The sequence below is a fragment of the Afipia clevelandensis ATCC 49720 genome, assembly GCF_000336555.1.
Taxonomy (GTDB): domain Bacteria; phylum Pseudomonadota; class Alphaproteobacteria; order Rhizobiales; family Xanthobacteraceae; genus Afipia; species Afipia clevelandensis.
This window is the reverse complement of the sequence record NZ_KB375281.1, coordinates 278477-297540: the sequence shown is the minus strand read 5'-3', so window position 1 is coordinate 297540 and position 19064 is coordinate 278477. Positions and strand designations below refer to the sequence as shown.

Sequence of the window (19064 nt, the reverse complement as noted above, 5' to 3'; positions counted from 1 at the left end):
GCAGGAGATGAAAATCCTGCTGGCACAGCCGCGCGGTTTCTGCGCGGGGGTCGTGCGCGCGATCGAGATCGTCGAACGCGCGCTGGAGAAGTATGGCCCGCCGGTCTATGTCCGCCACGAGATCGTGCACAACAAGTACGTGGTCGAAAGCCTGAAGGCCAAGGGGGCGGTTTTCGTGGAAGACCTGCACGAAGTGCCTGCGAACGCGATCACGGTGTTCAGCGCCCACGGCGTCGCCAAGAGCGTCGAGGAAGAGGCCGCGGCCCGCAGCCTTCCGGTCCTCAACGCCACTTGCCCGCTGGTCACGAAAGTTCACAATCAAGGCAAGCGCTACGTCTCCAAGGGGCGCAAGCTGGTCCTGATCGGCCATGAGGGTCACCCGGAAGTGGTCGGCACCATGGGACAGGTCCCCGGCCCCGTGATCCTCGTTCAAAGCGTCGAAGACGTCGCCGCGCTCGACCTGCCGAGCGACGAGCCGATGGCCTACATCACCCAGACCACGCTGAGTGTCGACGATACCCGCGACATCATCGCGGCGCTGGAAGACCGTTTCTCGGACCTCGAAGGTCCGGACACCCGCGACATCTGCTACGCGACACAAAACCGCCAGTCTTCGGTGCGAGACCTCAGCAAGCTCGTCGACGTCATTCTGGTGGTCGGCGCGACCAATAGCTCCAACTCCAACCGCCTCCGCGAAATCGGGACCGAAGTGGGTGTCCCGAGCTATCTGATCGCCGACGGCAGCCAGCTCAATCCTGAATGGTTGAAAGACGCGACGACCATCGGCATCACCGCAGGCGCTTCGGCGCCGGAGGTGCTGGTGGACGATGTGATTGACGCCCTGCGGAGAATCGGACCGGTCTCAGTGTCCGTGCTGCCGGGCCGGGAGGAAAATATCGAATTCAGACTGCCGGCCGAACTGACGCAGCGTCAGCCGCGCCTCTCTCCCGTGATGCAAGAAAGATAAACATTCATGGCGATACCGTTTTTCAAAGAGATCAAGATCGGCTCGTATCTCGTCAAGCAGAAGCTGCTTGGCCGCAAGCGCTACCCGCTGGTGCTGATGCTGGAGCCGCTGTTCCGCTGCAATCTCGCTTGCGTCGGCTGCGGCAAGATCGACTATCCGGATGCGATCCTGAATCGCCGCATGACAGCGCAGGAATGCTGGGACGCCGCCGACGAGTGTGGCGCTCCGATGGTCGCCATTCCAGGCGGCGAACCGCTGATCCACAAGGAGATCGGCGAAATCGTGCGCGGCCTCGTGGCGCGCAAGAAGTTCGTCTCGCTCTGCACCAACGCGTTGCTGCTCGAAAAGAAGCTCGACCTGTTCGAGCCCTCGCCCTATCTGTTCTTCTCGGTTCATCTTGATGGCCTGAAGGACCACCACGACAAGGCCGTGTCGCAGAAGGGCGTGTTCGACCGAGCCGTCTCCGCGATCAAGGCGGCGAAGGCGCGCGGCTTCACCGTGAACGTCAATGCGACCATCTTCGACGGCCACCCGGCCGAGGAGATCGCGAAGTTCCTGGACTTCACCACCGAGCTTGGCGTCGGCGTCTCGATGTCGCCCGGCTACGCCTATGAGCGCGCGCCGGATCAGGAGCACTTCCTGAACCGCACCAAGACCAAGAAGCTGTTCCGTGACGTGTTCGCGCTCGGCAAGGGCAAGAAGTGGAATTTCATGCACTCCGGCCTGTTCCTGGACTTCCTGGCCGGCAACCAGAATTTCGAGTGCGAGCCATGGGGCATGCCTGCCCGCAACATCTTCGGTTGGCAGAAGCCCTGCTACCTGCTCGGTGAAGGCTACACCAAGACCTTCAAGGAGTTGATGGACACCACCGACTGGGACACCTACGGCACCGGCAAGTACGAGAAGTGCGCCGACTGCATGGCGCATTGCGGCTACGAGCCGACCGCCGCCAACGCAGCGGTGAGCAATCCCCTGAAGGCGCTGAAGGTCGCGATGTTCGGTATCAAGACCGAGGGCCCGATGGCGCCGGAAATCGATCTCAGCAAGCAGCGCCCGGCGCAGTACGTGTTCTCGTCGGAAGTGCAGAAGCGCCTTTCGGAAATTCGCGCGGATGAAGCCAAGGCTGCGGCTGACAAGGCCGCAAAGCTCGAAGCCGCAAAGCAGGCCGCTCCAGCGACCAGCGCGTCGACGGCGGCCTGATTTCGGATCGCATTCAAATCAAAAGGCGCGGGCATTGCCCGCGCCTTTTTCTTTTTTGGTGATCGCAATCGGCTTGCCCTTGCGTCTGCCGATCCCTGCGCTATATACTGAACCACATGGTTCAGTATAATCAGGCCCGTTTCGACGCCACTTTTGCCGCGCTCTCGGATGCCACTCGACGCGGCGTTCTGGAGCAACTCGGGCGTGCAGACGCTTCCATCACGGACCTTGCCGATAAGTTCCACATGACCCTCACGGGCATGAAGAAGCATGTCGTCATCCTTGAGCAGGCCGGCCTGGTCACCACGGTGAAAATCGGGCGTGTGCGGACCTGCAAGCTCGGCCAGCGCCGGCTGGAGCAAGAGGCAGCATGGATCGAGACATACCGCCAGCTCTGGAGCGCACGTTTCGACGAACTGGACAAGGTTGTCGAAGAACTGAAACAGAAGGAAAAGGCCGATGGACGCAAAAAAGCAAAATGAGCCTAAAAACCCCACAACGGTCGAACGGAAGTCCGACCGTGAGTTGGTTGTTACGCGGATTTTCAATGGGCCGAGACATCTCGTGTTCGAGGCGTGGACCAAGCCCGAGCTGTTTAAGCGCTGGTGGGCACCGAGGTCGTTCGGCCTGACTATGCTTTCCTGCGAGATGGATGTTCGCGTCGGAGGCACTTACCGTCTGGAGTTCGGCCACTCTTCGTCAGAACAGCCTCTGGCATTCTTCGGCAAATATATCGAAGTCACGCCGCCTATCCGCTTCGCTTGGACAAATGAAGAAACCGGCGAAGGCGTGACCGTCACGACCGTTACCTTCGATGACAGAGGTAACGAGACGCTGGTCGTGATGCACGATCTCTACCCCTCGAAGGAAGCCCTTGACGAGGCGATCTCGTCCGGAAGCACCAGCGGATTTGGCGAGCAGTTCCAGCAGTTGGACGAGTTTCTTGCCGAAGGCAATACCGCGGCTTGATTTCCACTGCATCAATAAGAAAGCGCGAGTATGACTCGCGCTTTCTTGATGCTGCCATCAGTTGAGAGAACGGATGCTGAAACGCAGCCGCGTCAGCCCAGCGCACCCCTGCAGCCGCGCAACGACCGCAGCGCGCGGCTGAAATCGCGGCCGGTCGAGATCAGGTGCGGAATGGTTTTCGGGTTGCGCGCGATGCCGCGCATCACCTTCCACATGTCGACATTGCCGTTCGGCTTGATCGCGTTCATCGTCAGTTCGGGCAGTGCGCGGTGCGCCGGATCGGAGATCACGCGCACGGCGGCAAACGGCAGGCCATAGTGCTCGGCGTAACGGGCCGCGATGTGGCTCTCCATATCGACGGCATCGGCACCGGTCGTGGCGCGCAGCGCAGCCTTGGCGACCTGCCCGGTCACCACTTCCTCGACGCCCGCAAGAACGCCGGGCACCACCACACGGCGGCGCTTCACCGGAAGTGCGACGAGATTTTCAGTGAGTGCAGCCGCCGTCGACCAGCGCTTCTTGCCGGCCAGGATCTCCGACGCGATCACCACGTCGCCGGACTTCAAATCAGGATTTAACCCGCCCGCGACGCCAAAGCTCACGATCCCGCGAATGCTCGCCGGGTCGAACGACGTCATCATTTCACGTAACTGAACTGGATTGCTGGAACTGCAGATGACGGTGAGACCGGGCCCTGCAGCGATGCGGGCCTCCTGTTTCAGGCCAGTAACAATCAGGACTGGCAGCCCGTCGTGTGCGGCGTCCCCGCCCGCGCCTATAATCACATTCCGATCCCCACGAAGCGGCTATTAGTATTACGCAGATTCCGATACCGCGCCAGCGCCCACAGCGGGAAGAACTTGGAATATCCGTGGTATCGCAAATAGAACACACGTGGGAACCCGCCCCCGGTGTACTGCGGCTCGGTCCAGAGCCCGTCCTTGCCCTGGAATTGAATCAAATAGGCAATACCCCGCTGGACAGCCGGATGGTCGACCTTCCCTGCCGCCATCAGGGCAAGCGTGGCCCAGGCCGTTTGGGAGGCGGTCGACTCAGAGGGCTCATAGCCCCGATATTCGAGCTTGTAGCTGTTGCCATCCTCGCCCCAGCCGCCATCCGGGTTCTGGATCGAGATCAGCCAGTCGGCCCCCTTGGCGATAACCGGGTCCTTGTGATCGACCCCGGCGGCATTCAGCGCACAGAGCACCGACCACGTTCCGTAGATGTAGTTGACACCCCAGCGGCCGAACCATGAGCCGTCCGCCAGTTGGGTGCGGCGGAGATATTCGACGCCCCGCGCCAGCGCCGGGCTGGTTTCGACGGTCTCGCCGAGTTGCGCCAGCATCGAGACGCAGCGCGCTGTGACGTCTTCGGTCGGCGGATCGAGCAGCGCCCCGTGATCCGAAAACGGAATGTTGTTGAGATAGTATTCGAGGTTGTCGGCGTCGAACGCGGCCCAGCCGCCGTCCTTGCTCTGCAGGCCGTCGATCCATTCACGGCCGCGCGCGATCGCCTCGTCGTACTTTTCGCCCGCGTTGAGCGTGCCGCGCGCGCGGTCCATCGCCATCACGACAACGGCGGTGTCATCGAGATCCGGGTAATGCGCATTGTTGTACTGGAAGGCCCAGCCGCCGGGGCGCACGCCGGGCCGCTTCTCGATCCAGTCGCCTTCGACGTCAAGCACCTGTTTCGGCTTCAGCCAGTCCAGTGCCGCCTTCGCCGAAGCCTCTGCCTTCTCGCCGCCGACCTCGATCATCGTGTGCGCGGTCAGCGCGGTATCCCAGATCGGCGACACGCACGGCTGGCAATAGGCCTCGTCATCCTTGATCACAAGCAGGTTCTCGACCGACTGCCGTGCCAGCACATAATGCGGATGATCCTTCGGATAGCCGAGCAGATCGTAAACCATCACAGTGTTGGCCATGGCCGGGAAGATAGCCCCCAAGCCATCGACGCCGTTCAGCCGCTCGGTGACAAACGCCACCGCCTTGTCGATAGCGCGCTGGCGGCTCTTCTTTGGAAACAGCGGATCAACAACGCGCAACACCTTGTCGAGCAGATCGAAGGCCGTAAACCAGAGCTGGCTCTGATGCGGCGCCTTCGCCGTCATGCCGATGGACTTCGGATCTTCGAGGAACAATTCGTCGATGCCGATGCCGAGCGGATTACGCGCACGCGGCTTCTTGTTCATCAGCACCAGCAGCGGCACGATCACGGTGCGCGCCCAGTACGAAATCTTGGTCAGGTGGAACGGAAACCACCGCGGCAGCAGCATGATTTCGACCGGCATCATCGGCGCGGCGCGCCATGTCACAACGCCAAACAGCGCCAGCATGATGCGCGTGAACACGTTGCTCTTGATCGCGCCGCCTCGGCGAAGGATCTCCTCGCGCGCCTTCTTCATATGCGGCGCATCCGGCTTGTCGCCGATCATCTTGAGCGCGAAGTAGGCTTTCACGCTCGCGCTCATGTCGAATTCGTGGCCGTAGAACAGCGACCAGCCGCCGTTGTCGTTCTGGATGCGGCGGAGATAATTGCCGATCTTCGCTTCCAGCACGCTATCGACAGGCTCGGCGAGATAGTGCCGCAGCAGGACGTACTCGGCCGGAATCGTGGCGTCGGCCTCGAGCTCGAACACCCAGTGCCCGTCGGCCTTGCGCACGTCCAGAATGGCGCTGGAAGCGGCTTCAATGCTGTTCTCAAGGGCCGGCGCGCTGGGCGCAGCAGCGGCCCTATGGTCGTCAAGAAGCGTCATGGAACGTCCGTAAAATGCTGATTTTACTGCATTTTCAAGGCCAGATCAGCGGCCTTGTCGCCAGAGCGGATCGACCCTTCAATGGTCGCAGGCAGTCCCGTATCAGTCCAATCGCCCGCGAGGAACAGGTTTTTCCAATCGGTGGCAGTCCCTGGACGCATGGCATTTTGTTCCGGGGTCGCCTCAAATGTAGCGCGGCGCTCGCGCACGATCTGCCATGGCGGCAGCGGACCCTCCGCCACCTCATGGCTGATGCCGGCGGCCTTGCAGATGTCGCGCCAGATGTCGCGCGCAAGCTGTTCGCGCGGCACATTCACCAGCCGGTCGGCGTCGCTGATGGTGACCGAGAGACGCTGATGGAATGCGAACAGCCATTCGATCAAGCCGCCGATCACGCCCATCATCGGCGGCATGTTGGCAGGCGGGTCGTAACGGAAATGCGCGTTGACGATGGCGCGGAACTTGGTCGGCGTCTTCAATCCCGGAAGAATTGCAGCAGCCGAACGCGGCGGCACGGCGAGCACCACCACGTCGCGCGGCGCGACGGCGATCGTGTCGTCGACGAATTCCAGCATCGAGATGGATTCACCGGCCATCAGAACCTGACGCAATTCGTGGCCGAGATTGACCGTGCCGCCCTTCTCGCGGATCAGCTTGATCGCGGGATCGACAAGGACTGTGCTCAAACCTTCACGCGCGATCAGCGGACGGCATGACTGGCCGCCGGCCAGTAAGGTCTCCCGCACGATCGCGCCCGCAAGACCCGCCGAGCCATCCGGCGGATCCACATTGAGTGCCGCAAGCAGCAGCGGCTGCACCAGCCGGTCATACAGCGTGCCTTCGCACTTGATAGTGTTGCCGACCAGCGCATCCGTCCCCGCCCAGATCACCGGCGCGAGCGCGAGATAATCGCCAACCGTGGTATCCGGCACGCGGCGCGATTTGTCGAACAGCCAGGTCGGAATGCGGCCGTTGCCGAGATCGAGCTTCCAGCGCATATCGGTTTTCAGATCGACGAAATCGAACTGCGCCCGTTCCGGCCCGACAAGGCCGGATTCGCTGCCGATGGACAGCGCGTATGACCGCGCATGCAGGTTGCCCGACAGCAGCAGGTGATTGCCATTGTCGATGACCATATCGGTCGCGCCGTCATAGTACGAGCGGCAGCGGCCGCCGGCCTGCTGCGTCGCCTCGTGGACGTGAACCTCGAATCCCACATTTGCGAGCCGAACAGCCGCCGACAGGCCGGAGACCCCGGCGCCAATGATATGAGCTTTTGCCATCAGATGAATGCGTACCGGATGAGAATGAAAATCTTGGCGGCCTTGTTGAGCTTGACCGGCTTGCGCGGCAGCGCGAAACCGCGCTCGACCAGTTTTTCAAAGATCGCGTGGTAGTATTCCGACATGATCTTCGGCGCGCGAACGACGCGGCGCGAATTGCGTGCCATGATGTCGTTCGACTTGGCGAAGTGGCTGCGCGCCTGTTTCAGAATGACTTCACAGACTCGCGGCAACCGCGGATCGGAGACGACCACCAGCGGATCGTTCGACATGATGCCCGCGGCGTTGAGTTCCTCACGCGGCAGATAGAGACGGCCGAGCCCGGCGTCCTCGTCGATGTCGCGGAGGATGTTGGTCAGTTGCAGCGCGCGGCCCAGATGATGCGCGAGCAGGATGCCGTCGTCTTCACCGAGACCGAAGACCCGCACCGAAAGCCGGCCCACCGCACTGGCGACCCGGTCACAGTACAGATCGAGCGTCGCTGCATCCGGGGCGCGGATATCGGCGGGCACGTCCATTTCCATGCCGTCGATGATAGCGATGAAATCCTCGCGGCGCAGGCCGAACTGCTTCACCGACGGCACATAATCCGTCACGCGCGCAGGCGGATTGCCCGCATAGAGCGCGTCGATGTCCCGCCGCCACTGATCGAGCGCCGCAAGACGCTCCGCGCGCGGATCGTTGGAATCGGCGATGTCATCGACCTGACGGCAGAAGCTGTAGATCTGGAACATCGCATCGCGTTGCTCGCGCGGCAGGATACGCATCGCCGCGTAGAACGAGCTGCCCGAGGCAGAACCTTGCGCTGTTACCTGAGATGTGGCGTCGGCGGTCGTCATGGTGTCGCTACGCGCCCGAAACGTGACGAACCGCGGACGAATGTCCGGTCGCGCGCCGATACAGACCTCGCGCCATCGCAGAAAAAGCAATGCCGGCCATTTGGCTTTTCGACAGATGCACCTTTTCACTCAACGGATCGCGGACTTTCAGCAGATTGACGATCCTGTCGGCGAATGTCTCGATCACGCGCACCTCAAGCGCAAAGCGCGTATCCTTGATGTCTCCGGACAGAGAGCGGCCTTCGTGCAGCAGCGTCTCGGTGCGCCGCGCCAGTCCATGCAGGCATTTCAGCAAGGCCGGCGGTGACTGCCCCTCGCCCAGCATTTCCACTGTCGCGCCAGCCGCGTTCATCGCATCCTGCGGAAGATAAACGCGGTCGAGATTGAGATAGTCCTTGCCGCAATCCTGCAGATGATTGTTGATCTGCAGGGCTGCGCAGATCGCATCCGACGCGGCCCAGGTCGAACGGTCCTCGCCATGAACATCCAGCATGAATCGGCCGACGGGCATCGCCGAGAGCGAGCAATAGTGGATCAGTTCGTCCCAGTTCGCATAGCGCAGCTTGGTGACGTCGAGACGAAACGCATTCAGCAAATCCTGCGCATGCTTCGGCGACATGCCGCGCTCGGCGAACGCATGACGCAGCGTCACCGCTTCCGGCTGGGTGTCGCCCTTGCCGAGGAGTTCCGCTTCGAGCAGATCCAGCTTGTCGAGCTTGTCCTGCGGCGCCAGCGACACATGATCGGCGATATCGTCGCCGGTGCGCACGAAATTATAGAACGCGAGAATCAACGCGCGATGGCGCGGATGAATGATCCACGACGCAACGGGGAAATTCTCGTCCTTGTGGCCCTTGCCGGACCGCAATTCGCCTGCTGTTGTCATTTAAGAACCTGAAACCTGTGCCTGGGCGCGGCCTTTCCACATTCCGCCACGTCCCTGAAAGTGCTGGACCGCGGAGTTGACCGTGAACACCATGTAAGCGATTGCGATCGCAGGGAGCGCCGGGCCCCAAAACGCCGACTGCCCATAGTATCGCAGAGTGGGCTGGAACGCGAGCGCCATCAGGACCCACGCTGCGGCAGCAAATACCGCCGCCCATCCGTGCCCGAACAGCGCGATGACCACCGGCGCCAGAAACACAAGCGCCATGGCGAGAATCGTTCCTGCGAGAATCGTCACCGAATAACGCAACTGCGCGTAGGCGGAGCGCGAGATCATTTGCCCCACGCTAGCGATGGTGTCCGATGCACGAACGCTTTTGACGTCCCGCGAGAATCCGAGCCAGACCGGTCCCTGCTGCTTCAAGCGCGCGCCGAGCGCGCAATCGTCGATCAGCGATCCGCGAATGGATTCGATGCCACCGGCATTCTTCAGCGCATCCCGGCGGGCAAGAATGCATCCGCCTGCGGCCGCAGCCGTTGCGCGTGAGGGATTGCGTACCCAGCCGAACGGATAAAGCATTCCGAAGAAAAAGATGAAGGCAGGGATCAGATACTTCTCGGCAAAACTCTCGCAGCGAAGCGTTGCCATCACTGACGTCATTGCCAGCTTGTCGCGTTGCGCACGCGCCACCAGCCGCATCAGGACGTCACCGGAATAAACGATATCGGCATCGGTCAGGAGAATGTAGTCCGGCTGCAATGGCCGCTCTTCGACGAGGGCCAGCCCCTGCTTCACGGCCCACAGCTTGCCGGTCCAGCCGGATGGCAGCGGGCGTCCCTGCAACACCGTGAGACGATCCGACGCGCCGATGGCCGCTGCCGCATCGCGCGCAATCTGTGACGTGCCGTCCTGACTCTGATCATCGACCAGCACCATCGACAGCATGCCGGGATAGGGCTGGCTCAGAATGGAGGTCACACACGCTGCGACACCGGCGGCTTCATCGCGCGCCGGCACGACAACCGCGATCGAGGGCCATGTCGCATCCGCCGGTGCTGGCGCAAGATCGTCGAACTTCTGCGTTCGCCAGAAGTCGCCCCGCGCCGCGATCAGATAGACCCATATCGCAAGGGCAAGCCCGGCAACGGCCAATGAGAGTTGAGCGGACAATTCAGGCTCACATGCAGGTTGAATGGCGGAATAATAGCGTCCGCCGCAGTCGATTAGCAGGTTCGCGGCCCCGAGCACAATCCTCCTTTAGATGGAAATATCCCTTTTATTTCAGCATATTACGGGGATATCCTGTGCTTTTCGCGGCAGTTGAGGCTTTCGCCGCGCCAAACGGTTCCGTGACAGCGCTCAGACGCTCTGGCCCGCGGCAAAACCGGACGACCACGCCCACTGGAAATTGAAGCCGCCAAGATGGCCCGTGACGTCGATCACTTCGCCGATGAAAAACAAGCCGGGAACGGATTTGGCTTCAAATGTCTTGGACGAAAGTTCCGCCGTGTCGACGCCGCCGAGTGTGACTTCCGCGGTCCGGTAGCCCTCCGTGCCACGCGGCGTCACCTGCCACCTGTTCACCAGCACAGCCACAGCCTGAAGCTGGCGATCGGACATGTCGGCCATCCGCGCAGCACTGCCCCCCGCCCCCGCGATCCAGTGCGCCAGACGCGCCGGCAGCAGCCGGGCCAGCCCTGTCGCAAGCTCCTGACGCGGATGATCGCGCCGCATCTCTTTCAACGCGGCGAAGACATCAAGGCCGGGCGCCATGTCGATCTGAATGGCATCACCGTCGTGCCAATAGGACGAGATTTGCAGAATGGCGGGACCGCTCAACCCGCGATGGGTGAACAGCATTGCCTCGTCGAATTTTGTCCCGTTGCAGGCGATCACCGTTTCAACGGCGACACCGGCAAGCTCTTTTGAACGCGCCAGCAGCGCCTCGTCGAATGTCAGCGGCACCAGCCCCGCACGCGGCGGCACGATCCCGAGACCGAACTGCTCGGCGACATTATAGCCAAAGCCGCTCGCCCCCATTTTCGGGATCGACGGGCCGCCGGTGGCCACGACCAGCGCGCGGCCGTGCATTTCGCCGCGGTCGGTCATGACGCGGAAGCCATCCTCGCCTTTCGCGATCGAGGATATCTTCGTCCCCGCATGCAGCGTCACACCGGCCGCGCCGCACTCGTCCAGCAGCATGTCGATGATCTGCTGCGAGGAACTGTCACAGAACAATTGTCCGCGCGTCTTTTCATGATAGGCGATACGATGCTTCTCGACGAGCGCGATGAAATCATGCTGCGTGAATCCGCTGAGCGCCGACTTGCAGAAATGTGGATTGCGGGAGAGGAAGTTCGCAGGCGCGGTGTACAGGTTGGTGAAATTGCAACGGCCGCCGCCGGAAATGCGGATTTTTTCCGCCGGACGCTTGGCCTGCTCGATCACCCCGACGCTGCGGCCACGGCCGCCCGCGACCCGTGCGCACATCAATCCCGCCGCCCCCGCACCGAGAACGAGCACGTCGTAAACCAGCGGCGGCTTCATGGACGTTCAGACAGGAAAATGACCTGCGCAGCCATCATCTGGCCGCGTCATTCAGCGGCGACAGGCATGTCCCGCAATCTGGTCGAGTAATACGAAGCATTCTGCTGTCCGCTAGAGGCGTCCCGCGCGAACACTATCAGATGGTGCGCGACCAGACCAACGCTGATGACCCGCTCGATATCGCCGGTTTTGAGACGCGGCCAGGCGAATTTCCAGAACACGCGGCGATAGTCGCTCTTCACACCCACATGCCAGATGATATTGGACAGCATGGTCATGCCGCGCTTGATGTTGCGCCATGACAGCCGCTGCTTGCTGTTCGATGGCTGCAGACGGTTCGGATAGGTCTCGCGAACCTGATGCTCGAACCGGGCAAACAGCTTTTCCGGCGTATAGGCCCGGCCCATGCACTCGCGCCAGGTCGACACCACATGCTCGTAGGGCAGGAAAAAATCGACATTTGAATCGCGGTCGGCATCCTCGATCAGACGGCCTTCCCGTTTCAGGCGATCATAAAGCGGCGTGCGCGGCAAAGCCTGCAGAAGATTGATGGTCAGGAGCGGAATCTGCGACTGGTCGATGAATTCGAGAATGCCCTCGCCGGCGTCGAGTTTATCGGTGTCCAGCCCCAGAATAATACCGGACACGACTTCCAGCCCGTAGCTGTTGAGCGTCTGCACGCCCTCCAGGATCGGCACCATCATGTTGTGCTGCTTCGACATTGCTTTCAGCGCATCCGGATCAGGCGTCTCGATGCCGGCAAACAATGTCGTGAAGTAAGCATCGTGCATCAGCGACAGGATTTCCGGCCGCTTGGCGATGTTCAGCGTCGCTTCACAGGCGAACTGGATCGCGTAGCCGTTGCGCTTTTGCCATTCGACCAGATGCGGCAACAGATCCAGCGTGGCCTTGCGGTTGCCGATAAAATTGTCATCGACGAAATAGACCGCGCCGGCGAGACCGCATTCGACCATCTTGTCGAGTTCGGCGATCACCTGCTCCGGCGACTTGAGCCGCGGATTGCGCCCGTACAGCGCCGGAATGTCGCAGAACTCGCACTGATACGGACAGCCGGACGAAAACTGGATGCTGCCGATGAAGTATTTCTGAAGCGGAAGCAATTCATAGGCCGGGAGCGGAAAGTCGGCCATATCCCGGCGCTCCTTGGTGGTCAGGATCACCTGCCTGTCCGGCCGCGCCGAGTCGCGCCCAAGGCGCCGAAACAGCTCATAGGTGGCGTCGCCGAGTTCGCCGACGTGCAGATAATCGAAATCGGGATAGTATTCCGGGCAGGCACTGACCGAAGGCCCGCCCAGCGCCACCGCCAGATCATGCTCATGGGCGCGGCGGCAGATGTCGTTGATCTGCGGTCGCTGGATATGCATGCCGCTGACAAAAACCGCGTCCGCCCAGATGAAATCATCATCGGTCGCAGGCGAAATATTTTCGTCGAGAAAGCGGACCTCCCAGCCAGCCGGAAGCGATGCCGCAATCAGAAGCAGCCCCTGCGGAGGCATGAAAGCCTGGACGCCGTCTGTCAGGGGGTAAGCGTATTCAAAAGTGCCAAATGAAGGGGAATACTTAGGGAAAACACAAAGGATACGACGAAGGGAAGGACTTACAACGTCTCTCATCAGGCCCCCTGCTCTCAAGATGTGCAGTTGTGCTTAGAACGAGCCACAATTCCGGTGAGATTAGGGCGCTCGCGCAGTCCCAGCCCCGCATTCAGTGCAGCCCTGCTGACAAGGCAAGCTACGGACCAGTTCTGGGTAACGCCCGGGCCCAAGCCCGGTTCCAATCCTTGTTCAAAGGCTGCTATCGTCAGGGGACAAGAACATCCTTCGGAGGAAACACTTATGTCGCAGACCAACCGCCAGATCCTGCTCGTCGAAAAGCCAACCGGCAAGCTCGCGCCGCAGAATTTCAAGATGGCCGAGGCTGCCATTCCCGATCCGAAGGATGGCGAGGTGCTGGTGCGTGTTCTCTATATCTCGCTCGATGCCGCCAACCGCGCGTGGATGCAGGGCGCGACCTATCGCGCCGCCGTGGAAGCCAACACGGTGATGGCAGGCGGCGCGATCGCCGAAGTGGTGAAGTCCAATGCGCCCGGCCTTGCACCGGGCGATCTGGTGTTCGGGGATACCGGCTGGCAGGACTATGCCGCCGTGCGCGCCAAGACCTTGGTGAAGGTGCCACGCATCGAGCCGATCACCCATCTGCTCAGTGTGTTCGGCGTCGCAGGCCTCACCGCCTATTTCGGCCTGCTCAATGTCGGCAAGCCCAAAGCCGGCGAGACCGTTGTGGTGTCCGCCGCCGCCGGATCGGTCGGCTCGTTTGTCGGGCAGATCGCCAAGATCAAGGGCTGCCGGGTGGTCGGCATCGCGGGCGGCAAGGAAAAGTGCAACTGGCTGGTTTCCGAACTCGGCTTCGATGCGGCTGTCGATTACAAATCCGAGCCCGTGTTCAAGGCACTGAAAGCCGCCGCGCCGAACGGCATTGATGTCTATTTCGACAATGTCGGTGGCGATATTTTCGAGGCCTGTCTGCCGCAGATGAATCAGCACGGCCGCATCTCCTGTTGCGGAGCTGTCTCGGCCTATGACGGCACGCCGCCTGCCCATGGCCCGCGCGGTGTGCCGGGACTGATCGTGGTGAAGCGGCTGACGGTGCAGGGCTTCATCTTCACCGATTTCAACGACCAGCGGGACGCGGCAATGGCCGATCTGCAGGCGTGGGTGCAGGCCGGCAAGATCAAGGTGCAAGAAGACATCATCAATGGGCTGGAAAACACGCCGAAGGCCCTGATTGGACTGTTGGCCGGCGAAAACCGCGGAAAACGGATGGTGAAGGTGTAATTCAGAATTAGCTTACTTTGGAATGCCCGGTGAAAACCGGGCATTTTGCGGTTTACAAAAAGTGAAGTATTCACTTACATAGGTCATCGCGTCCATTGCCGGCGCGTCAACGCCAGACGATGGATACGGACAATGCTCAATACGCCTCGCTCCCTTCGCGGTATGGTCACCTCGCCGCACCATCTCGCCTCCGAGGCCGGATTGCGCGTGCTGCGCGAGGGCGGCAACGCCATCGAAGCCACACTGGCCATGGCAGCGAGCCTGCCCGTGGTCTATCCGCACATGAATTCGATCGGCGGCGACGGCTTCTGGCTGATCTCCGTTGACGGCAAGCCGCCCATCGCCGTGGATGGCTGCGGCGCGGCGGCACAGGCCGCGACCGTTGATTTCTACAAGAGCAAGGGGCTGTCGGCGATTCCATCCCGCGGCCCCCTCGCCGCCAACACGGTCGCCGGCACGCTGTCCGGCTGGGCCGAGGTGATCGCGATCAACAAGGAAGTCGGCGGCAAGCTGCCGCTGTCGCGCCTCGTGGAAGATGCCGCATGGTCGGCAGAAAACGGTTTCGCCGTCACAGCGACGCAGCAGGAGCTGACCGAGACCAAGCTGCAGGAGCTGAAAGATTCCCCGGGCTTTGTCGACACCTTCCTCTTCAACGGAAACCTGCCAAAGGAAGGCCAGTTGATGAAGCTGCCCGCGCTGGGCGCAACGCTGAAGCGCCTTGGCAAGGATGGCCCGATGGATTTCTACACCGGCGCGCTGGCCAAGGAGATCGCAGCCGATCTCGCCCGCTGCGGCTCGCCAGTCACCCTCGCCGATCTTGCCGCTCAGAAGGCGCAGCGGCGCCAGGCGCTGTCGGTCGCGGTGAAGGACGCGACACTCTACAACTTCCCGCCGCCGACGCAGGGCCTTGCCTCGCTGATGATCCTGGCGATCTTCGAGCGGCTTGGCGTCAAGGAAGCCGAGACGTTCGACTATCTCCACTGCATTGTCGAAGCGACCAAACAGGCGTTTCTCGTGCGCGACCGTATTGTGGGCGACCCCGCGCTGATGACCGAAAAGGCCGAACACTATCTGACTTCGGCGACGCTCGACGGACTCGCGGCCAACGTCAACCGCAAGCGCGCGCTGCCATGGCCGGTGCCGGTCAATCCCGGTGACACGGTGTGGCTTGGCGCCATCGACAACAACGGCACCGCCGTCAGCTTCATCCAGAGCATCTACTTTGAGTTCGGCTCCGGCTGCGTGCTGGAGAATTCGGGCATCGTCTGGCAAAACCGTGGTTCGAGCTTCCTGCTCGACGGCGATGGCCCGCGTGCGCTGCGCCCCGGCCGCAAGCCGTTCCACACTCTTAATCCGGCGATGGCGCTGTTCAACGACGGCCGCCGCATGGTCTATGGCAACATGGGCGGCGAAGGCCAGCCGCAGAGCCAGTCCGCCGTGTTCAGCCGCTATGCGATGTACGGTCAGGGCCTGCAGGCCGCGATCACAGCGCCGCGCTGGCTGCTGGGCAAGACCTGGGGCGATGCCACGGTGACGCTGAAACTGGAAGACCGCTTCGATCCGGCGGTGGTTCAGGCCATGCGTGACGCCGGCCACGACGTCGAAATCCTCCCGGCCTTCACCTCGACCATGGGCCATGCGGGCGCCGTGGTCCGTCATCCGGATGGAATGTTCGAGGGCGCAACCGATCCGCGCAGCGATGGTGCGGCGATGGGATTTTAAGAGTCGGACGAATAGCTTAGGTCCAGCGCCTGATCTTCACGCACAACATCATGCGGAGATTCAGTCTTCGCTTGCGGTGCGAGTCGTAACCGGCTCAACAGACTCCACTTTTGTCATGCCCGGACTCGTTCCGGGTCTCTCGACAAAAATGTGGACGATGCGCGCTACTCCCTCGCCCCGCTCTTGCGGCAGAGGGTTGGGCCGAGGGGCAGCTTCACGCATCGTCGCCATCGTTCGTTCGCCCCTCACCCGGATTGCTACGCAATCCGACCTCTCCCCGTTTACGGGGAGAGGTTAAAGAGAGCACCCTTTCGTTTTGATAGCTTTTTCGTTCTGATAGCTTTACTTCCGCCGCAGCTTCTTCATCGCGTCGACGCAGCGGGCGGTGATAATTTCCCAGTTCCCCGATTTGATATCGGAGGCCGGACATAGCCATGAGCCGCCCGCCGCGATGACATTCGGCTCGGCCAGCCATGTCGCGAGATTGTCGGCATTGACTCCGCCGGTCGGACAGAACCGTGTGGTCGGGAACGGCCCCGCCAGCGCTCGCAGCATCGGAATGCCGCCAGCCTGTTCGGCGGGAAAGAACTTCAGCAGATTGAATCCCCTCGCCTGCGCCTGCATCACTTCGGAGGCTGTCGCGACGCCCGGCAGTAAGGGCAAGGCACTTTCCGCAGCCGTATCAAGCAATTCCGGCGTTGCACCGGGGCTGACCGCGAATTTTGCTCCAAGCGCCTGCGCCCGGCGCAGATCGTCGCCATTGAGGACGGTGCCCATCCCGACGATGGCGTCCGGAACTTCCGCAATGATCGCCTTCGCCGCCTCGGCAGCCGCGTGCGTCCGGAAAGTAACTTCAAGCACCTTGATGCCCCCGGCGACCAGCGCCTTCGCCAGCGGAACGCCATCCGACACGCGCTCGATGGTCAGCACCGGGACGATCCGCGCCGGAACGAGAGTTGTCTCAAGAGCCGCTTGTCTTTCCGACGCCGACAGACCGGTCATGATGCTCATCCCCTTCCCGCTACGTTGACGGCCGGCATGTGCTCGCGCGGAATGATCGCTCCGCGATGGGCGACCACCGCCCCGGCCAGACGATGACCGGCCCGCGCGGCTTCGCCCGGGGCAGCGCCGCCAATCCGCGCCGCGAGATAAGCCGCCGCGAAACTGTCGCCCGCCGCTGTCGTATCGACCACTCTGCTGACCGGCTCCGCCTTCACGCTATTCTCCACGCCGTCATACCTGACAACGCTGCCCGGTTCGGCGAGTTTCAACACCACCTCGCCGGCAGCCATGCGGTCGATCAGTTCGCCATGCATGCGGCTTCCGAACAATGGTGTGAGATCATCAACAGACGCCAGCACGATATCCGCCACCGCCAGCATGTCGCGATAGACCTGACGGGCGACGTCCAGATCCGGCCAACCTTTCATTCGGAAATTGGTGTCGAATGCAATACGCGCCCCGCCCTTGCGCGCTGCTTTCAACGCCTCGATCAGCCGGCGACGGCCATCGGCGCCATAAAGCGAAAGTGTAATGCCGGAGAGATAGACTACGTCGTAACCGGCGAGCGATGCGAGCAGGTCATCTGTTTCGGGCAAGTTGAGCAATTGACGGGCCGCTGAGTTTTCGCGCCAGTAATAGAACGAACGCTCGCCCGCCTCGCTGGTCCGGATGGCATAGAGTCCCGGCAGCTTCCCCGGGACGCGCATCACCCGGCTGATGCCGACGCCCTCGCCCGCCCAGCCCTTCAGCATTTCTTCGCTGAACGGATCGTCGCCGAGCGCGGTCACATAATCGACGCTTACCCCAAGGCGGGCGAGATAGACTGCCGTGTTTAGCGTATCGCCGCCGTAGCCGCGCGTGACGATGTTATCCGCGCCCTGCGAGAGCTCGATCATACACTCGCCGATGCAGGCGACCGTGGTCATGCCGTCAGCTTACGAATTTTCCACCGAGTTCGTCTTCGATGTGAATGCGGATGATGTCGTCGAAGGTCTTTTCGGCGGTGGTGAAACCGAGCTTGAGCGCCCGCTCGGTGACGAAATCACGCGGCCATCCGGCGACGATGCCGGTGATGGTCTGGTCGGGGACGCGCTTGATGCGGTCCGTCACGCCCTTGCCGGCGACACGGCCAAGCGCCGCGATCTGTTCGCCCACCGTGACCGACAGGCCGGGCATGCTCAATGCGCGGCGCGGGCCAATCGTGTTGGTATCCATCGTTCCGGCATGCAGCAGGAAACCCACGGCTGAGCGCGGCGAGGCATGCCAGTGACGGACGTCCTCCGACACCGGAAGCACAGCTTCCTTGCCGGCCAGCGGTTCGCGGATGATGTTGGAAAAGAACCCCGAGGCCGCCTTGTTCGGCAGGCCCGGCCGCACGCAAATCGTCGGCAGCCTGATACTGACGCCATCGAACAGACCCTTGCGGGTGTAATCGGAGATCAGCAGTTCCCCGATGGCCTTCTGGGTGCCATAGCTGGTCAGCGGCGCGGAGAGGAATTCGTCCCCGATCTGTTGCGGGAACGGCGCGCCGAACACGGCGATCGACGACGTAAACACGATCCTCGGCTTGTAATTGCCGCCAATGGCGCGCACGGCGTCGATCAGGTAGCGCGTGCCATCGAGATTGATCCGGTAGCCCTTGTCGAAATCCGCCTCGGCCTCGCCTGAAACAATGGCCGCAAGATGAAAAATGACGTCCGGCTTGCCCGCAACGAGTTTCGTCACTGCCGCCTGATCGGCGACGTCACATGTCACCACGTCGACAGGAATGGATGTTTCCGGTTTCGCCGGCGCGACGACATCCTGCAGCGTCATGCGCGTGATGTCGGACTTTCCGAGCCGTCCATCGCGGGTCAGCCGCTCGACGAGTTTGCGCCCGACCATACCGGCAGCGCCGAGAACCAGAATATGCAAGAGTAACTCCTTCAAAACAACAATTGTCCCTCATGATGAGGAGGCGCTTCTTCAGTGCCGTCTCGAACGAGGGAATTTGTCACCCATCCTTCGAGACGCGCGCAAGGCGCACTCCTCAGGATGAG

17 protein-coding genes are annotated in these 19064 nt (G+C 61.8%); 6 read left to right on the top strand and 11 right to left on the bottom strand.

Translation table 11 applies throughout. From position 1 onward, the window contains the following. Positions 1–7: 7 nt before the first annotated feature. The 4 genes from ispH to HMPREF9696_RS01280 all read left to right on the top strand — a co-directional run bounded on the left by ispH (position 8) and on the right by HMPREF9696_RS01280 (position 3136). Entirely contained in the window at positions 8–967 is a 960-nt protein-coding gene (gene ispH / locus HMPREF9696_RS01295) for a 4-hydroxy-3-methylbut-2-enyl diphosphate reductase (RefSeq protein ID WP_002711127.1), read from the top strand. Between the two features lie 6 nt (positions 968–973). After that, positions 974–2167, top strand: coding sequence for an adenosyl-hopene transferase HpnH (hpnH, locus tag HMPREF9696_RS01290; protein WP_002711126.1), 1194 nt, complete (start codon positions 974–976; stop codon positions 2165–2167). Positions 2168–2283: 116 nt separating this feature from the next. Further along, positions 2284–2649, top strand: coding sequence for an ArsR/SmtB family transcription factor (locus HMPREF9696_RS01285; protein ID WP_002711125.1), 366 nt, complete (start codon positions 2284–2286; stop codon positions 2647–2649). Then, on the top strand, positions 2627–3136 hold the full coding sequence (locus tag HMPREF9696_RS01280) for an SRPBCC family protein (protein ID WP_002711124.1): 510 nt from the start codon (positions 2627–2629) through the stop codon (positions 3134–3136). The genes HMPREF9696_RS01285 and HMPREF9696_RS01280 overlap by 23 nt, the downstream gene beginning before the upstream one ends. A 92-nt stretch (positions 3137–3228) precedes the next feature. Here HMPREF9696_RS01280 and HMPREF9696_RS01275 read toward each other — a convergent pair whose 3' ends face one another. From HMPREF9696_RS01275 to HMPREF9696_RS01240, 8 genes are all read right to left on the bottom strand, one after another. Continuing rightward, the gene (locus HMPREF9696_RS01275; RefSeq protein ID WP_002711123.1) at positions 3229–3921 is read right to left on the bottom strand and encodes a phosphorylase; all 693 of its coding nucleotides are present in this window, start codon (positions 3919–3921) and stop codon (positions 3229–3231) included. Next, positions 3918–5891: a squalene--hopene cyclase gene (shc, locus tag HMPREF9696_RS01270; protein ID WP_002711122.1), complete on the bottom strand. Its 1974-nt coding sequence runs from the start codon at positions 5889–5891 to the stop codon at positions 3918–3920. The genes HMPREF9696_RS01275 and shc overlap by 4 nt, the downstream gene beginning before the upstream one ends. A 23-nt stretch (positions 5892–5914) precedes the next feature. Further along, positions 5915–7174 carry a hydroxysqualene dehydroxylase HpnE gene (hpnE, locus tag HMPREF9696_RS01265; protein ID WP_002711121.1) on the bottom strand — a complete coding sequence of 420 codons (1260 nt, stop codon included), beginning with the start codon at positions 7172–7174 and terminating at the stop codon, positions 5915–5917. Continuing rightward, a complete protein-coding gene (hpnD, locus tag HMPREF9696_RS01260; RefSeq protein ID WP_002711120.1) occupies positions 7174–8013 on the bottom strand; it encodes a presqualene diphosphate synthase HpnD in 840 nt (279 codons plus the stop codon). Before hpnD ends, hpnE begins: the two co-directional genes overlap by 1 nt. A gap of 7 nt (positions 8014–8020) precedes the next feature. Then, positions 8021–8899, bottom strand: coding sequence for a squalene synthase HpnC (hpnC, locus tag HMPREF9696_RS01255; protein ID WP_040301055.1), 879 nt, complete (start codon positions 8897–8899; stop codon positions 8021–8023). Then, positions 8900–10147, bottom strand: coding sequence for a glycosyltransferase (locus HMPREF9696_RS01250; protein WP_002711118.1), 1248 nt, complete (start codon positions 10145–10147; stop codon positions 8900–8902). 111 nt (positions 10148–10258) lie between these two features. Continuing rightward, positions 10259–11446: a BaiN/RdsA family NAD(P)/FAD-dependent oxidoreductase gene (locus tag HMPREF9696_RS01245; RefSeq protein WP_002711117.1), complete on the bottom strand. Its 1188-nt coding sequence runs from the start codon at positions 11444–11446 to the stop codon at positions 10259–10261. Positions 11447–11493: 47 nt separating this feature from the next. Continuing rightward, the gene (locus HMPREF9696_RS01240) at positions 11494–13080 is read right to left on the bottom strand and encodes a B12-binding domain-containing radical SAM protein (RefSeq protein ID WP_002711116.1); all 1587 of its coding nucleotides are present in this window, start codon (positions 13078–13080) and stop codon (positions 11494–11496) included. A 222-nt stretch (positions 13081–13302) separates the two neighbouring features. On the opposite strand from HMPREF9696_RS01240, the gene HMPREF9696_RS01235 reads away from it, so the two are divergent. Both HMPREF9696_RS01235 and HMPREF9696_RS01230 read left to right on the top strand, forming a co-directional pair. Next, the gene (locus tag HMPREF9696_RS01235) at positions 13303–14301 is read left to right on the top strand and encodes an NADP-dependent oxidoreductase (RefSeq protein WP_002711115.1); all 999 of its coding nucleotides are present in this window, start codon (positions 13303–13305) and stop codon (positions 14299–14301) included. Positions 14302–14433: 132 nt separating this feature from the next. Then, positions 14434–16023, top strand: coding sequence for a gamma-glutamyltransferase family protein (locus tag HMPREF9696_RS01230; protein WP_002711114.1), 1590 nt, complete (start codon positions 14434–14436; stop codon positions 16021–16023). A gap of 342 nt (positions 16024–16365) precedes the next feature. Here the strand turns inward: HMPREF9696_RS01230 and eda are convergent, their stop codons facing one another. From eda to denD, 3 genes are read right to left on the bottom strand one after another with little or no spacing between them, the layout of a single operon-like run. Continuing rightward, positions 16366–17025, bottom strand: a complete 660-nt coding sequence (gene eda / locus HMPREF9696_RS01225) for a bifunctional 4-hydroxy-2-oxoglutarate aldolase/2-dehydro-3-deoxy-phosphogluconate aldolase (protein ID WP_040301736.1) — start codon at positions 17023–17025, stop codon at positions 16366–16368. 5 nt (positions 17026–17030) lie between these two features. Further along, positions 17031–17951: a sugar kinase gene (locus tag HMPREF9696_RS01220; RefSeq protein WP_002711112.1), complete on the bottom strand. Its 921-nt coding sequence runs from the start codon at positions 17949–17951 to the stop codon at positions 17031–17033. A gap of 4 nt (positions 17952–17955) precedes the next feature. Then, positions 17956–18939, bottom strand: a complete 984-nt coding sequence (gene denD, locus HMPREF9696_RS01215) for a D-erythronate dehydrogenase (RefSeq protein WP_002711111.1) — start codon at positions 18937–18939, stop codon at positions 17956–17958. Positions 18940–19064: the final 125 nt, after the last annotated feature.

Bases quoted from the DNA above. Each gene is read 5' to 3' on its own strand.
- ispH (WP_002711127.1), top strand. From the start codon at position 8: ATGAAAATCCTGCTGGCACAGCCGCGCGGTTTCTGCGCGGGGGTCGTG.
- hpnH (WP_002711126.1), top strand. From the start codon at position 974: ATGGCGATACCGTTTTTCAAAGAGATCAAGATCGGCTCGTATCTCGTC.
- HMPREF9696_RS01285 (WP_002711125.1), top strand. From the start codon at position 2,284: ATGGTTCAGTATAATCAGGCCCGTTTCGACGCCACTTTTGCCGCGCTC.
- HMPREF9696_RS01280 (WP_002711124.1), top strand. From the start codon at position 2,627: ATGGACGCAAAAAAGCAAAATGAGCCTAAAAACCCCACAACGGTCGAA.
- shc (WP_002711122.1), bottom strand. From the start codon at position 5,891: ATGACGCTTCTTGACGACCATAGGGCCGCTGCTGCGCCCAGCGCGCCG.
- hpnE (WP_002711121.1), bottom strand. From the start codon at position 7,174: ATGGCAAAAGCTCATATCATTGGCGCCGGGGTCTCCGGCCTGTCGGCG.
- hpnD (WP_002711120.1), bottom strand. From the start codon at position 8,013: ATGACGACCGCCGACGCCACATCTCAGGTAACAGCGCAAGGTTCTGCC.
- hpnC (WP_040301055.1), bottom strand. From the start codon at position 8,899: ATGACAACAGCAGGCGAATTGCGGTCCGGCAAGGGCCACAAGGACGAG.
- HMPREF9696_RS01245 (WP_002711117.1), bottom strand. From the start codon at position 11,446: ATGAAGCCGCCGCTGGTTTACGACGTGCTCGTTCTCGGTGCGGGGGCG.
- HMPREF9696_RS01240 (WP_002711116.1), bottom strand. From the start codon at position 13,080: ATGAGAGACGTTGTAAGTCCTTCCCTTCGTCGTATCCTTTGTGTTTTC.
- HMPREF9696_RS01235 (WP_002711115.1), top strand. From the start codon at position 13,303: ATGTCGCAGACCAACCGCCAGATCCTGCTCGTCGAAAAGCCAACCGGC.
- HMPREF9696_RS01230 (WP_002711114.1), top strand. From the start codon at position 14,434: ATGCTCAATACGCCTCGCTCCCTTCGCGGTATGGTCACCTCGCCGCAC.
- eda (WP_040301736.1), bottom strand. From the start codon at position 17,025: ATGACCGGTCTGTCGGCGTCGGAAAGACAAGCGGCTCTTGAGACAACT.
- HMPREF9696_RS01220 (WP_002711112.1), bottom strand. From the start codon at position 17,951: ATGACCACGGTCGCCTGCATCGGCGAGTGTATGATCGAGCTCTCGCAG.